Here is a 15,976-nt window from a genome sequence, read left to right on the forward strand (position 1 = left end):
TCAATTAATACAAGATATAGTTGATATTTACGGATTTTACTACGAGATATAGATTTCCACTGTGATTATTCGCACAAATTATGACCGCTCCAAGACGCAGAAAAGCGCCCTCGCCCGCTATTTCTAGGGCTGGGAGCGCTTCGTAAAATTTATTTTTAGTTGGATGCTAAAATAGGTTGATCTGTGAACTCAATCTCCGATTGTCCGGAAGGATGTAATTCGAGCACAACAATCTCATTATCGCCTTGGCGCAATAGCGGTGCAGGGATATAAAGTGTCTGCTGAGGTCCGCGATTCCAATAGCGGCCAATATTGAAGCCGTTCACATAGACGACGCCCTTGCTCCACTCTTCCATCAGCAAGAATGTATCGGCTGGCGTGCCTTCAATGTTTAATATCGCACGGTTGAAGGTCGGCTCCTGCGGCAGCGAAGCTGTACCATAAGCAACGCCTTCCGCGTTATCCAATTGCAAGCAGTATGTCGTCCAACCGAATAAGAATGCGTTACCGTGACGCACGCCTTCCGTAATGCCCTTACGATCCATCATGAACGGTCCGTAATTGATCCGTCCCATGTTTTCAAGGATGATACGCAGCTTCGCGCCGCCTGCCGGCACGGAGAAGGCTACTTTCTTCGAAGCATCCCAACGCTCGATCACGCCCATATATTGATCATCCAGGAAGACGATCGCACGGTCATGACAATCTTGGATCGTAAGCTCGCTCTCGCCGCGTGGCCCGGAGATGAATGTCTCATAGACGATAAATCCGTCATTTTGGCCTAACGCTTCCATTGTCTCTGGCGCTGCGGTCTGGATCGGCGTCGAGATTCGGTTCAACTGCGCGAACAATCCGGCGGACTCTTGAATCGCAACTTTACCGTAAGCCGCTTTTGCGATTGGCGCAGGCAATTCAAGCTCAGGAAGATCGACATATTTCCCGACAACTTCTCTGACTTTGAAATATTTGTCCGTCGGTTCGCCGGACTCATTCAGCGACACATCGTAATCGTAGCTCGTAATTGTCGGCTCATAACGGCTGTCATCACCGAAACAGTTTGCGCCGCTCATATAGCCGAAGTTCGTACCGCCATGGAACATATAGAAGTTCACGGATGCGCCGAGACTCATCATTTCATCAAAATTCGCAGCTGCATCATCAGCATCGCGCGTATGATGCTCCTCGCCCCAATGGTCGAACCATCCATTCCAATACTCCATGCACATGAGTGGTCCTTCCGGCTGATATTTACGAAGCGCATCGAACGCTTCCTTCGAACGAGAACCGAAGTTGACCGTCTCCAGCACCCCAGGAACCATTCCCCCTTGCAGCATGAAGTCCTCAGGACCGTCGGACGTGAACAACAGCACATCTATGCCGCGCTGAACCATCGACTGCTGAAGGTATACGAGATACGAGGTATCATTGCCATAGCTGCCGTACTCATTTTCGATTTGCATCGCAATGATCGGTCCGCCGTTCGTAATCAGGAGCGGCTTCAAGATCGGAAGCAAGACATCATAGTATGCATCCACGTGCTCCAGGTATGGCTTATGATTGCAGCGGATTTTCATGCCTGGATCTGCCAGCAGCCATGCCGGCAACCCGCCGAATTCCCATTCGGCACAAATATACGGACTTGGACGCACGATGACATGCAGCCCGACTTCGCCTGCCGTACGGATAAACCCAGCAACATCCGCCATGCCTTCGAACTGGAATTGTCCCTTTTTGGGCTCATGGAAGTTCCAAGGGATATACGTCTCTACGGTGTTGAAGCCGCAGGCTTTTAATTTAAGTAACCGATCGCGCCAATATTCCGGCACGACGCGGAAGTAGTGAATGGCTCCAGATATAAGGCGAATCGGCTCGCCGTTCAGCACGAAATCATCTTTTTTTACGATAAACTCTCCCATTATGCCACCTCAATCTATATGATAGTTAACGCATATCCTCATACTAAATGAAATCAAGCGTAACCCACATAGCCAAACCCGCCCATTATTTGACCTTTTTTTCTAGCAATCTTATACTTGGATTAGAAATTAATCTTGAATCGTCTTGCCCAAGGAGATGACGGGGTATGGAACTCCATTTGCCGAACCTGACCAGCACCATGCAGATCATTGGCTGCCATTTCGGTACCAAACCGCCAGGGTGGCGCTATGAACGGCATCATCATTTTTTATTCGAAATCTTGCACTGTATTGAAGGGTCCACGGTCCATTTAATTGGGGATCATGAGATAACGCTTCGCACCGGTGAATGGATGCTTCTTAAGTCAGGTGTCGCCCACGAGATGATGAATTATTCAGACAGCATGTATCGTTATTTCAATATTCATTTCGATCTGGACGATCCGATGCTGCGCGCAGCACTCTGTCAATTCGATTATGTTATTCTCACCCCAGAGGAAATGGGCACGGATACCGGGCAGCAATTAACGATTGTGGAGCAGTCGATGGAGGCGCTGCAGACGACGAGTGACACGCTACGCGGTTCGATACAATTCCTTCATGTCCAAGCGTTTATCCTGGGTCTCATTGAGCGGTTCTCACGCAAAATTATCGATCAGATGCCGCCTGCAGCCGATGTATCCGCATCTAGAGCGACGTCCTACACTGCAACAAGCAGTGAGACAGCCATTGCGCGAGAGATGGAGTACATTCTGCGAACGGAGCAGCCTTATAAAGGGACGATCGGTGATATTGCATCCGGTCTTGGCCTCAGTCGAAGTCAATGCAGCAAAATTTTCACCAAAGTGTACGGACAATCACCGCGCCAATATATTAGCCGGCTGATCTTGAACAAAGCGAAGCACCTGCTCGTCAATTCCAATCTGACGATTGAACAGATCGCCGAGGAACTCGGCTTCGAATCGACAAGCCAATTCTCAAGACAATTCCGCAGATGGACGGGAACGGCACCATCCCATTTCAGGCCGCGTCTGCACAATTCCGTGACAGCCGCTACGCGATAACAGCACACAAATAAGACGCCTACAACAAGGATACAGGCGTCTTTTCTTATGCATTGATGGAGATTTTAGTGCAGTCCGATGCGGCGCACATGGGATGGGGAAACCCCTTTGTAAGCTTTAAATAATCGGCTGAAATAATAAATATCGTTGAACCCCGTCGCAAGCGCAATCTCCGAAATGCTCATGGACGAATTGTGCAGCATATATTCGGAATTATTAATCCGGACATGATTGATGTAGTCCGAAATCGTCTTCCCGGTTAGCTCCTTGAACAGACGGCTGAAATGGAACCGACTCATATTGACTTGCTTCGCCAGATCATCCACCGTCATTTTCGATGCATAATGCTCTTCAATAAATTGCAGAATCGGATCGAACCGCTCTAGATTTTTGATTCTCGTCTTATATTCATTTGCAGGCAGAACCCGTGCTACATATTTGCGCAGCAGGATCGTCAGCAGACGGTACAATTCCGATTTGACCGCGAGCTCATAGCCAAATTCCTGGCCGTCATACTCTTCGATCAGTTTTTTCAGACAGGCATTGACGTCGGCATCTTCCGAGATTTTATTCTGGAACGAGATCTGATTCTGGGTAATAGGCGTAATGTACTTCGTCTCCACCGCATCCACGGACTGACTGTGCAGCAAAGAAGGGTCGGCGATTACGGTAAAATAGAACAAATTATCCGATAGATTCACACCATGGTGCAAATCCGTACTATTCACGACAACCAAGTCCCCGCCCGATACATAGCTCGGCTCCGAATTGCATTCAATCATCGCTTCCCCCTCGACAATGACAAGGAATTCGATATGTTCATGCCAATGATGCGGAAAACAAGTCATGCCGTATTCCGTGAATCGCGTTCGATGAATTTTGAGCGGAAAATGCGGGTCAGGCATGTCCATATGCTCACGATGGGATTGCAGCTTTTCCAATTGGCCTCACCTCAAATCGCACAATAATACAAAACATCAGCAATGCTTTTCATGGAGTTCCCTCCTCTAAATAATATAATACAGACATAAAGATTAATAGTTGAAGTTCAAAAAACGCCTTATGATCACGAGGAATGTCCAGGAAGATTTTCGACGTCGAATCTTGCATTCAACCTCGAAATCCGATGCTCATTTAGGTTTCTCCTAAACTGCGCTTCTCTTTCTTCTGTTTCATCCAACCTTCTCGGTGCTAATAAGTCGACTTTTTGAACACCTATTTATATTAAGAGAGGAGCAAGAAAATATTATGTCTACAATTAAAATTGGTGTCATTGGCGCAGGTTCCATCTCGGAGGCGCATTTTAATGCGTACAAAGGAAATAAAGAAGTTGAGATTTACGCGGTATGTGATTTGAATGAGCAAAGAGCGCAAGACAAAGCAAATAAATATGGTGCATCCAAAGTGTACACCGATTACCATGAGCTGCTCGCGAATCCGGAAATCGAAGCGGTAAGCATCTGTACGTGGAATAATTCCCATGCGGAGATTAGCGCGGCAGCAATTCGTGCAGGCAAGCATGTTCTCGTCGAGAAGCCTTTGTGTCGCACCGTTGAGGAAGCGCTTCAATTACAAGAAGTCGTTCGTTCGTCGAACAAAATCCTTCAAGTCGGCGTCGTTCGTCGTTATGATCCGAATGCGCAAATGCTTCGCAAATTCATTGACAATGGCGACATTGGCGAAATCTATTATGCCAAAGCATCCAGCATTCGTCGTCTCGGCAACCCAGGCGGCTGGTTCTCGGATATTGAGCGTTCCGGCGGAGGACCACTGATCGATATCGGCGTACACGTCATCGACTTGTGCTGGTACATGATGGGCAGACCGAAAGTAAAATCCGTCAGCGGCAACACGTACCGCAAGCTGGGGAACCGTTCGAACATTCAGAACCTTTCCTTCTACCAAGCGGCTGACTACGATGCTGAGAAAAATACAGTTGAAGATATGACGAACGCATTAATTCGTTTCGAGAATGGCGCATCCCTCCTCGTAGACGTGAGCTTCACGCTGCATGCAAGAAAAGATGAGGCGACTGTGAAATTGTTCGGTACAAAGGGCGGTCTCGAAATCGACCCTGAGATCTACATTGCTACGGAGAAATATGACACGATCTTGAACATCAAACCTCAGACGGATGCAGCTAGCTTCGACTTCGGTCGCGCGTTCCAATCGGAGATCGATAACTTCATCCGCTGCGTCAAAACAGGCGAAGAGCCAATCAGCCCTGTGGAAGATGGCGTAGAGATCATGAAAATTCTGCGCGGTATCTACGAATCCGCTGAAAAAGGCATCGAAATCCATTTTTAGAGGTAGTCAAAAAGTCAACATACTTATAAAAGGAAGTGTACGAGATGAAACTCGGATTAAGTTCATATAGTTTATATCAAGCCATGCAATCCGGTCAGCTGACCATGCTGCAAGCCATCGAATGGGCAGCAGATCACGGCGCGGAACACATTGAGATCGTTCCCCTCGGCTTCGATCTGAACAAGAACCCAGAACTGATCGATGAGATCCGCCAGACGGCAGAAGCGAAAGGCATCGAGATCTCGAACTATGCGATCGGCGCGAACTTCATTACGGATGACGAAGCTGCTTATGAAGCGGAGATTGCTCGTGTCATCAAAGAAGTCGATAACGCAGCTGCGCTCGGCGTGAAGCTGATGCGCCATGACGTGGCAAGCCGCAGCGACATTTCCATCAATAACTTCAACGCGGATCTGCCGAAGTTGGCTGACGCATGCCGCCGCATCGCGGATCATGCCGCGCAATACGGCATCACGACAAGCGTCGAGAACCATGGCTACTACATTCAGAACGCAGATCGCGTGCAAGCGCTCGTGCATGCCGTTGACCGTCCAAACTACCGCACGACGCTCGATATCGGAAACTTCATGTGCTCCGACGAAGACTCCGTTGTTGCAACGAAGAAGAACATCGGCATTGCTTCGATGGTTCATATTAAAGACTTCTATCTCCGTCCTGCGGGTCAAAATCCTGGCCGCGGCTGGTTCACGACGTCGTCCGGCAACTACCTGCGCGGTGCAATTGCGGGACACGGCGACATCAAGATGCGCGATGTACTTCGCGCTGTGAAGCAATCCGGCTATGACGGTTACCTCTCGCTTGAATTCGAAGGAATGGAAGAATGCCGCCAGGCTTCGGAGATTGGCCTTGAGAACATCCGTCGCATTTGGGATGAAGTATAAATCATAGTAACTATCGTTTGCCTTATGATGTAGTGAAAAGGAGAGATCAATATGGGTATTCCAAATAAAATCGGCGTCATCGTCGATAGCTTCCAAGTTGGCGTACGCGAAGGCCTCGTCAAAGCTAAAAATGTCGGCGCTGACGGCGTGCAAATCTATGCGGTCAAAGGCGAGATGGATCCGGATAACCTATCCACCGCGCAGCGCAAAGAGTTGAAAGATTACATCGCATCGCTCGGACTTGAGATTTCCGCACTTGTCGGCGACCTAGGCGGTCACGGCTTCCAAGACAAGAACGAGAACGCATGGAAAATCGAAAAATCCAAACGCATCCTCGATCTTGCCGTTGAACTCGGCACGAACGTCGTCACGACGCATATCGGGATTGTGCCGGACGATACGAACAGCGAAGTCTACCACGAAATGCAATCAGCATGTGAAGAGCTCAGCCGTTATGCGACGAGCGTCAACGCGTACTTCGCGATCGAGACGGGTCCTGAGCGCTCCGCTCACCTGCGTGACTTCCTTAATACGCTGAGCACGAACGGTTTATCCGTCAACTTCGACCCAGCGAATATGGTCATGGTGACAGGCGATGATCCGGTCGAAGGCGTACACAATCTGAAGGATTACATCGTGCATACACATGCGAAGGACGGTATTCGCCTGCAGGAAGTGGATCCGCGCCTGATCTATGGCGCGCTTGGCTTCGAGCCGCTCGATCATGAGAAAATCGCGAAGATGGTCACGGACGGCCAATTCTTCCGTGAAGTGCCGCTTGGCGAAGGTAAAGTCGCATGGCCGGCATATATTCAAGCCTTGCAGGACATCGGCTACACTGGCTACTTGACGATTGAACGTGAAGTAGGCACGAACCCTGAAGCAGACATTGCGAAGGCCGTTCAGTTCTTGAAGCAATTCAAGTAAGATGCCAAAGACCCTTCCGGTTCGAATGAACCATGGAAGGGTCTTCTTATGATTTATAGACAAGTCTAGTCGTTCAGCTTCGCTCGTACCGATGCGAGCTTCTGCGCGACGGAACTGTCTTGATCCCGGCGGTCATCGATCTTCATGACCGTCGATACGCGACCGGCCCCCGCTTGGAACGGACATTCATGCAGCCGGCGCATCGCCTCGAATAGCCGCTCGATCGGACCTTCGATAATCGTCCCCATCGCCGTCATTTCATACGTAATGCCTTCTACCTCAGCCAGCGTCCGCTGCATATCCGCCACATAGCCGCTCAGGCTTGTGGATGCCGTGCCAATCGGGATAACGGTAAGTTCTGCTATAGCCATCGTATGGATCCTCCCTGGTTCATCTTGTTCTCTCTATTTTACACGATATCGCCGATTTACCAAAGGACTACCCTTTAATACTGCCAGCTGCGACGCCCTCAATAATCTTCTTCTGCAGCAACGCATATATGATGATGACTGGCACGATGCTGATCGTGATCGATGCCGTCAACGCGCCATAGTTCATATTGAATTGATCGGCAAAAGCGACAATCGCAACCGGCAAGGTCCTAAGTTGCTGCGTCGAGAGGAACAGATTTGCCATAATGAATTCATTCCAATGGTTGATGAAATTGAGAATAAACACTGTGACCAACGTCGGCATCGTCAGTGGGATCACTACACGTCCGAGCACCCCATAAATCGATAAACCATCTACCACACCGGCTTCTTCCAATTCCCTTGGGATCGACTTGAGGAACGCGGCAATAATGAATACCGTCAGCGGCAGCCCGAAGGTTGTATACGGGACAATGAGCGCAAATGGCGTGTTATAGAGCCCAACATCCTTCACCATAATGTAGAGAGGAATCAGCAAGGAAGCCGGCGGAATCAACAGAGAGAGCAGTAAGAACCCATATACAAGCTGACCAGGACGGCGGAACCGCATACGCGTTAGAGCAAAGGCCAGCGCCGTCGACAACAGAATGGTAAGGACCGTCGCTGTCGCGCTGATATATAGACTATTCAGAAAATAACGCCCGAACAACGCATTGGATAAGGCGTTCGTATAATTCTCGAAGTACCACTGCTGCGGCAGCCCCCACGGGTTCGTCGTAATCTCCGAGTTGTTCTTCAGCGATGCGTTGATGACGAACAACAACGGGTAGAGCACAATCACGACGTAGACGAGCAGCACAACATGCGGAACGATCCTTCGGATCCGATAGCTCATAGTTCATCCGCCCCTCTCCGTACGCGAGTCAGCAGATGGAAAATAAGTGAGATGATCGCGGTAAATAAACAGATGATGATCGAGATCGCATTCGCATAACCAAAGTCACTGTAGGAGTAAGCTTGCTTGTACATATAGGTCGCCATCACCTCAGAGCTGCCGAATGGCCCGCCGTTCGTCATAATCAGCACGATATCGAGCGCCTTCATCGCGCCTGTGATGGATAATAGCAGCACGACAATAACGACCGGACGGATTAACGGTACGGTGAGGAACCAGGCTTTTCGCCAGCCAGTAGCCCCATCCATCGTCCCTGCTTCAAGAATCTCACGCGGAATCGCGAAGATCGCAGCCAGAACGAGCACGATATAGAACCCCGTCCACTGCCATCCATTCGTCACGAGAATGGCAAGCATCGACGTATCCGGATCGCCGAGCCACAGCCTGACCCATGATTCGAGCCCCAATCCCTTGAGTAATTGATTCACAAGTCCCGCTTCCGGCTGGTAGACGAACTGCCAGATGACCGCCACCGAGGCCGTCGACAGAATGCTTGGCAAATAGACTGTGATTTTGTAGAATTCCAACCATCTTCGCACGCCGCTTACGAGGATCGAGATCCATATGATCACCGGGACTTGAATGAAGACGGAGAACAAGACGAAGTACACATTGTTCTTGAGCGCGATCCAGAATTGCTCGTCGCTCAGCGCCTTCGAGAAGTTGTCCCATCCGTTGAATACCGGCTCATTGATCCCATTCCAGCTGGTCATCGAATACTGCAGCGAGCGGAACAGCGGCAAGATGTAGAATGCGGCATAAAGCACAAGCGGCGGGATTACAAAGAGTAGAAACGCCGTATGATTACGGAAAATCCGGTTCATGTTCGGTTCTCCCTTCTTGATCAAAAGAAGCCGGGCATTCCGTGAAGGGAGCGACCCGGCTGCGTTCTATCCATTATTTTTTCGCTGCTGCGTTGTCGGCATCTTGCGCTTTCTGCACTTTCTCCGCGACCTGCTCTGGCGTGGATTTGCCTCCAAGCAGCTCTTGCATCGACGTCTCCAAGGTTACCTTGACTTTCGTCGATACCAAAGAATCAAATGCCGGGAATGCGCCCTTCGCAGAGCCCTGTGCTTCCCCAACGGATTTCACGAGTTCGCTTGCGCCTTGGATGTCAGAGACGCCCTTCATCGCCGGGATCCGGCTCTGCTCGATCAGTGCTCGTTTCTGCATATCAAGGTTGTAGAAATTTTTGATGAACGCTTTAATCGCCTTGAGCTCATTTTCATTCGAGGCCGCCGAGAAGCCATAACCTGCCGACCAGCCGCCGTTAATGAAGCCGTCCCCTGGACCGCCGACATCCGGGAAGCGATAGAACCCGGCGACATCCTTCACCGTAGATGTCTCACCAACAATCGCGTTGATGGCCCAGCTGCCGTCAAATAACATCGCTGCTTTGCCTGTATAGAAAGCGGCTTGACCTTGGGCATACTTGAGTCCCAATACGTTCTTGTCAAAGTACCCTTTGTCTTTCAATTCTTTGACCCGTTTGAGCGCTTCCAGGACAGGCGGATCCGTCCATTTGGTCGTGCCTGCCGCGAATCCCTCTTGAAGCTCTGGACCGCCAAGACCAACGAACATGGAGTTCAGGATCATATTCACCGACCAGCCATCCGCTGCCCCTGCCCCAAGCGCAATCGGCGTGATGCCTTTCGCTTTGAGCGCTTCGCAGACTTTCAAGAACTCATCATATGTCTTCGGCACTTGCACACCTGCGTCTTCGAACATTTTCTTGTTATAGAAGAAGCCTTCAATGAACCCTGCATCCGGTAAGCCGTAAATTTTCCCGTCAACCGTGAATTCCCTTAAGTTAAAGAAGGCATCCGATAGGCCAAGCTCCGACATGATATCGTTCAATGGCAGCAACCTACCTGCTGCTGCGTAGCTCTTCGTATCATCGCCGCCGAACAGACTGAAGATCGGAGGCTGGGTTCCGGCTTGCATCTCGGCCTTTAGCTTCACGTTCCGGTTGACCGTATCCTCAACACCGTCGAGCTGGAACTTCAGACCAGGTACATCCGCCTCTGTCTTCTTCACCACATCCTCAAGCTGCTGCAGCGTCTTCTTCGCCGTATCGCGTACATTGATATGCCGCAGAATGACGCTGAATTCTTCCACCTTCTCAGGCTCCGGCTTTACCTCTGGTGCAGGCGTCGGCGTCGTTGGCGTCGTCGTTCCTCCTTCCGTTTTCTTTTCTCCTTCCGTCGTCTTGCTGCTGCCGCATGCTGACAATGCAAGCGATAATGTCAGCATCGAGATCAACAATAGTGTCAGGCCCTTCCTTCTCTTCATGTGCACCCCTCCGTTATATTCAGTAAATCATGGACAAGGAGGCAGGCCGAGCAGGCCTGCCCTCGTGTCATTACATGAATATTAAAGACATGCACAATCTAGCAGGGATAAAAATCTATAAAATGGGATAAATACCTATTGTTACCAAGTTTGTTTCTCCAAACAAATCACTCAAGACCGCCCAGTATACACCAGACGGTCTTGTAAACACGTACAATTATCACATTACTTCGATGACTTCCATGCTTCTCCCTGCTCTTTTTTCACATAAGCGTGATTCGTCGATGCCTCTTGAATATCGCCGTAAGTCCAGCTTGCCTCAGCCACATCGTTCCACTTCTTCGGCGCACCTTGTAGCGGACCTCTATCTAGCAAATGGTTGATGAGGACGACGGCCTCTGCACGCGTCAACGCTTGAGCTGGACGAAACGTACCATCTTCATAGCCCTTCATTACGCCGGCAGTGCTCACTTGCTCAATCCATGCTTCAGCCCAGTGTCCCGCCGTGTCTGGGTATTTGGCAGTCGGGACTTGCTTCTTCTCGTCCTTCAGCCTTGCAGCGACACTTGCCATTTCAGCACGCGTCATCTGTGCGTCCGGACGGAAGCTTCCATCCAGGTAGCCGCTCATGATGCCCATGCGCGTCGCGTGTTCAATCGCGTCATGTGCCCAATGCGATGCCAGAACATCTGGATACACGACTCTCGTATCCTTCATCGGCTTGTCGAACACGCGGACGAGCATCGTTGCCATCTCCGCTCGCGTAATGGAGCGATTTGGTCCGAACGTGCCGTCAGGGTAACCATGGATGTAGGCCTTATGCTTCTTCGCCAGCCCATTCATATCAATCACTGTAAAGGTGCTGAACTTCTGAATGGTGAACCGGATACCAAGCTTGCCCTTCTTGTCGTATGGAACAATCTCTCCTTGTACGACTTCCTTCTCGCCATCGCTATGCTCGATGAAAATACCCAATTGATCAAGCTGTTCTTGCTTCACATCCTGTGGCAATGGCAGTACGAGCGTTACCGGTCGGCTCTGCATATTCGTCTCAATCGTCATTGGACGTCCCACAACCGTGATCGAAGCGTTCCCCGCGTATTCGCGCACGACTTGCTCGGTTTTCGCACGCTGCTCGACAGCCTTGCGTTCATTCTCCTGCTTGATCGGCACCAAGCGGAAATAGACATCATCCGTTAATCCAGCCAAGGAGGCGTTCGGAATCGCAATGCGTGCGTTTGGCGTCACGAATTCGAGGTCGATTTTGTGCTCCAAGAGCTTTGCAATCGACGCTCTCGGCAGCTTGATCTGCAATTCTGACACTTCATCCTTCACATCCGGAATGACGATCTTTGCCGAGGTCGATTTAGCTGCAGCCAGTTGTTCGATTGTCTTGCCTACCTGCTCCTGCGTATAGATGACTTCGTCCCGCTTGCGACCGTTCAAATCGGTCGTGCGTTTGATGACCGCTTTGGAGACGATATCTCCATCGGATTTCCCATTCTCGACATCGACGGTGATCAGCTCTTCCGTCGGTTGCGGACGACTTGGACTCGTGGCGTCGCCGCTGCTGCTTGGATTTCCACCTGGCGTAGGCGCAATCGGTGTCCATACCGCGTATAGTGTGATGTTGGTTGTACCCATCGTTAATGTTGCGTTCGGGGCATACGTTGTTCCCTTGCCATCAGCCTGTGTATTCCAACCGCCAAAAGTATAACCTGTCTTCGCGAGATTACCGGTGTTCGGGAGCACCGTGATAGGGCTGCCTTTAGGCACCGGTTCGCTTGTTGGCGGCACGCTCCCTGAGGTATGGCCGTTGCCATTGTAGGTCACATTGAAGACAGGAATGCGTCCAGCAACGTAAACGCGGCTTCTCTCCGCTCCTGATTCCGTCCAGGTCACAAACAGATGATCGCTATAAGAGACGAGATCCGGTTTAAGCATTTCACCATAGGCTAGGCTATCCCATGCCAATCCACCACCATCGATATCCACCCATTCCGATCCGGTGTACGCTTTAACACGGCCAAACCCGCTGTCCGGATGATTCGTCCATTCGCCCCATCCAATGTACAGCTTACCATCGACTTCCAGCATCTCAGGATTATAGAGCTCCATATCTTCGCGCTCCTGCTGCACCGCGCCGCCGGGAACAGGGCTCCAATTCGATCCGTCCCAAAGGTAGGCATTAAGCATATCGCGATCATTCTTCTTACTAGCCCATGCGGCATAAAGTTCGCCATTCATCTGCGCAAGCGAAGGATCGAACAATTCATCTTCATCTGTCGCTTGAATTTCATTGAACGCCGCAAGCGTTAGCTTCTCTTCGTCCAGGACATTGAAGCGTAGTTTGCTTACCCCATCGTACGTATTCGCCCATGTCGCAAGTAACATCGAGTCGCCGGTTAGCCCCTTCATGGATAGAAACTTCGGATGAATCTGGTTGCCCTGATGGAGGAACGTATCCTCCTCGATCTTCACATCTTCCCACCGCGACCCATCATACCGTTTCATCACGATCTGCTTCGTGTATGCCCGTAGATCAAAATCATATTCTGACGATTCTACCCATATCGCATATAAATGATCGCCATGCGCCATCAAGTTGATTGCCGAAGGCTCAACATTGTTCGGATTCGACAACACTTCGCTCCCGTCGGGCCCTGCTGGAGTCCATGATGTGCCATCCCATTGTTTTACATGAATCTGACGCTTCTCGATCCAAGCGGCAATGAGTCGGTCCTTGTATGATGTCAGTGCAATCGAATCTACGTGCGCATCTGGATCCGCGTTCAGTCCTTGCCCTATGAGATGCCAGGACCGCGACTTCGCATCCCACTGCTTCACGTTCAACTTTCTCGTGTAGGATTCATCATTTTCCGTCCAAGCCAAGTAGAGGCGATCTCCGAGCACTGCAAGCTTGGATTCCGCTGTGTACGCAGCAGGGTTAAGATTCTCTCCTTCTAGATTGTTCGGAACGAACTCCGTCGTGTTCAGCGCCCATTGCGCATAGAGATGCACATTTCCTTGCAATACCATGCGATCGTCGCGTTGATAAGTCGTTCCTTTGCCGTCAGGGTCCGAATTCCAGCCTGTGAATCGGTAGCCCGGATTCAGCATACTGATGTTCGTGCTGACTTCCACTTCATCGCCAATATCATATTTACCGCCATCCGTTACACCCACAGCATCCTTGGACTTGTGGTAATAAAGATGATACCCCTCGTAGCGAGCCACTTGGATTCGGTGATCCGGGTCTTCCCATGCGATATATGCGTCGCTCTCGTTAGGCTTACCGTACGCCGCAAGCACGGGCTTCGCATTCGGTGCTGCGCTAATACCTTGCTCGCCAATCGATGTCCAATTCCAAAAATCATTATTCTTCTGCTTCACGATCCTTAGAACAATTTCATCCAAAGCCAATTGCTCATTCCATGCCGCATAGCGAACTTGATCAATTTCGGCAAGATCCGGGTGGCCAGCTGCATCAAAAGCACCTTGCGGGATCGGATTCGTCGTGGTCCATCTATCATAAGTATTCTGCATATACTGAACATCTTGATCAATGATCATCGCATCCAACCCATTATTCGTGCCTAACGGGGCATAAGACTTGCCTGGCGTCGCAACGGACGCCCCCAGTACTCCCCATTTCACGCATCGGCTCACGATCTCTGAATCACTCTTCCAGAGATAACAAATGTCATTGGTATACGGAAATGAGACGACCTGCGGTTCATACCCATTCGCCTGATTAAGCGCATTCCCCTGTTCAATCGGGTTCCACTGCATCCCATCGAAAGCGATACCTTTAATCCAGTGTTTAGCTCCTTCGGCTTCCTCCCATACGATAGCCATTTGCCCATATGCGTTGCTTACGATATCCGGATTCTCGGCATTCGCATGAGCAGGGTATTGCATACCTAATTGTCCCTGCGGTTCAGCAGACACCCAATTGCCATTCTCCAGTTTTTTCAGATGGATCATGGATTGTCCCCACATCGTCTCGCTCCAGACGACATAGAGCTGATCATTGAACACGGTCATTCGAGGCGTATTCGCGTCTTCCTGTTTATTTACGTTCAAGGCGTCACCTACGGACTCCCAAGCTCCACCATTATACTTTTTGACATAGATCTGACTTTTCTGATTCGTCGCATCGCCCTTTTCAGACCATACCGCAAACAACGCATCGCCCCATTGCAGCATATCCGGCGCAGTCGCTTCCGAATCAGGGAAATGATTCAGCATGCCCACGGAAGACCAGCTTTGAGGTAAATTTACTCCAGGGGATCGCATGTTACGCAGCTTCGGTTTCGCTGGCATGGCCGCATCCGTCACCGTCACATAACCGGGGATCGTATTCACGGTGTACTCACGAGCTTGCGCGTTCGTAACACGGAAGGTTTCCGGTTGAATACGGATCGGTGTGTCCCCCAGCGATGCTGTGCCCTTAATCTGGAATTTTAGGATATTCACAACCTGATTCAGGGCCATTGTTGCATCCTGCTCCTGAGACCATGCAGCATGCGCCGTTCCTTCACTAATCATTTGCAAGTTGAAGGTGCCTCCGATTTGGTTCGCCATGCCGAGCAGCTCGAGTGCTTCATGATCATAGGTAAAGGTCATCTCATAAGAGCTAATCGTCCCTCCTGCAGGGAAGGTAATCGGCACTTCAACCTCTTGATATACTGCCCCAGTCACGCTGCCAACGGCGGCTGTTATCGATTCAACCTGCGGTGCTGCATCCGGGTTCGCGAATGCTTGTCCGCCGTACGGGATCATAAGACATATCGCCAGCACGATGGATAAGAGCGGTCGAAACCTTGCTGTGTTTGTCCGTTGATTCGGGTGAACATTCCACGACATTGATATTTCCATCCTTTCCCACACTTCGTTGTATTGGTGACATTTTAACAAAACCCTCTCTCAAAATTCTCACAAATTGTCGTATCGTGTCGATGAATGACCAAACATGAGAAGAACCGTCCAGCTTATCACTGGGCGGTCCCTTTAACCTTATATACCTTTACCTCTCTTCACCCACCATCCTATCATCATGGATATTTGCAGGATAGAGGACCTTCACGACGGCAATTTTCCACCTATAGTGGATATCTGCACGAACTTTCCCACTAGAAGTCACTCTGATGGCGAATTCGACACGCTATCGTGTATGAACTCCAACATAGAACACGATGAAGTCAAAATGGCGCTCCTACACTGTATGAAATCCATTGTA

Annotated in this window: 11 protein-coding genes; 4 read left to right on the plus strand and 7 right to left on the minus strand. The window is 50.3% G+C overall.

Annotated elements, in window-relative coordinates:
• Positions 1 to 155: 155 nt before the first annotated feature.
• Positions 156 to 1,916 carry a glycoside hydrolase family 35 protein gene (locus GCU39_RS18895; RefSeq protein WP_152394940.1) on the minus strand — a complete coding sequence of 587 codons (1,761 nt, stop codon included), beginning with the start codon at positions 1,914 to 1,916 and terminating at the stop codon, positions 156 to 158.
• Positions 1,917 to 2,083: 167 nt separating this feature from the next.
• Between GCU39_RS18895 and GCU39_RS18900 the strand changes: the two genes are divergently transcribed.
• Positions 2,084 to 2,980, plus strand: coding sequence for a helix-turn-helix domain-containing protein (locus tag GCU39_RS18900; RefSeq protein WP_152394941.1), 897 nt, complete (start codon positions 2,084 to 2,086; stop codon positions 2,978 to 2,980).
• 65 nt (positions 2,981 to 3,045) lie between these two features.
• On the opposite strand, the gene GCU39_RS18905 is transcribed toward GCU39_RS18900, so the two are convergent.
• The gene (locus tag GCU39_RS18905; protein WP_152394942.1) at positions 3,046 to 3,921 is read right to left on the minus strand and encodes an AraC family transcriptional regulator; all 876 of its coding nucleotides are present in this window, start codon (positions 3,919 to 3,921) and stop codon (positions 3,046 to 3,048) included.
• A gap of 307 nt (positions 3,922 to 4,228) precedes the next feature.
• On the opposite strand from GCU39_RS18905, the gene GCU39_RS18910 reads away from it, so the two are divergent.
• The 3 genes from GCU39_RS18910 to GCU39_RS18920 are packed head-to-tail and all read left to right on the plus strand — an operon-like array spanning position 4,229 to position 7,116.
• Positions 4,229 to 5,287, plus strand: coding sequence for a Gfo/Idh/MocA family protein (locus GCU39_RS18910; RefSeq protein WP_152394943.1), 1,059 nt, complete (start codon positions 4,229 to 4,231; stop codon positions 5,285 to 5,287).
• 44 nt (positions 5,288 to 5,331) lie between these two features.
• A complete protein-coding gene (locus tag GCU39_RS18915) occupies positions 5,332 to 6,189 on the plus strand; it encodes a sugar phosphate isomerase/epimerase family protein (RefSeq protein WP_152394944.1) in 858 nt (285 codons plus the stop codon).
• Positions 6,190 to 6,240: 51 nt separating this feature from the next.
• Positions 6,241 to 7,116 carry a sugar phosphate isomerase/epimerase family protein gene (locus tag GCU39_RS18920; RefSeq protein WP_152394945.1) on the plus strand — a complete coding sequence of 292 codons (876 nt, stop codon included), beginning with the start codon at positions 6,241 to 6,243 and terminating at the stop codon, positions 7,114 to 7,116.
• Between the two features lie 65 nt (positions 7,117 to 7,181).
• On the opposite strand, the gene GCU39_RS18925 is transcribed toward GCU39_RS18920, so the two are convergent.
• The 5 genes from GCU39_RS18925 to GCU39_RS18945 form a co-directional block, all read right to left on the minus strand.
• Positions 7,182 to 7,487 carry an MTH1187 family thiamine-binding protein gene (locus GCU39_RS18925; RefSeq protein ID WP_152394946.1) on the minus strand — a complete coding sequence of 102 codons (306 nt, stop codon included), beginning with the start codon at positions 7,485 to 7,487 and terminating at the stop codon, positions 7,182 to 7,184.
• 67 nt (positions 7,488 to 7,554) lie between these two features.
• On the minus strand, positions 7,555 to 8,382 hold the full coding sequence (locus GCU39_RS18930; protein ID WP_152394947.1) for a carbohydrate ABC transporter permease: 828 nt from the start codon (positions 8,380 to 8,382) through the stop codon (positions 7,555 to 7,557).
• The gene (locus tag GCU39_RS18935) at positions 8,379 to 9,266 is read right to left on the minus strand and encodes a carbohydrate ABC transporter permease (protein WP_152394948.1); all 888 of its coding nucleotides are present in this window, start codon (positions 9,264 to 9,266) and stop codon (positions 8,379 to 8,381) included. The genes GCU39_RS18930 and GCU39_RS18935 overlap by 4 nt, the downstream gene beginning before the upstream one ends.
• A gap of 73 nt (positions 9,267 to 9,339) precedes the next feature.
• Positions 9,340 to 10,734, minus strand: coding sequence for an extracellular solute-binding protein (locus tag GCU39_RS18940; protein ID WP_152394949.1), 1,395 nt, complete (start codon positions 10,732 to 10,734; stop codon positions 9,340 to 9,342).
• A gap of 225 nt (positions 10,735 to 10,959) precedes the next feature.
• The gene (locus tag GCU39_RS18945; RefSeq protein ID WP_193726545.1) at positions 10,960 to 15,603 is read right to left on the minus strand and encodes an S-layer homology domain-containing protein; all 4,644 of its coding nucleotides are present in this window, start codon (positions 15,601 to 15,603) and stop codon (positions 10,960 to 10,962) included.
• Positions 15,604 to 15,976: the final 373 nt, after the last annotated feature.

Origin of the sequence: Paenibacillus guangzhouensis, from assembly GCF_009363075.1 — a bacterium.
Lineage (GTDB): Bacteria > Bacillota > Bacilli > Paenibacillales > Paenibacillaceae > Paenibacillus_K > Paenibacillus_K guangzhouensis.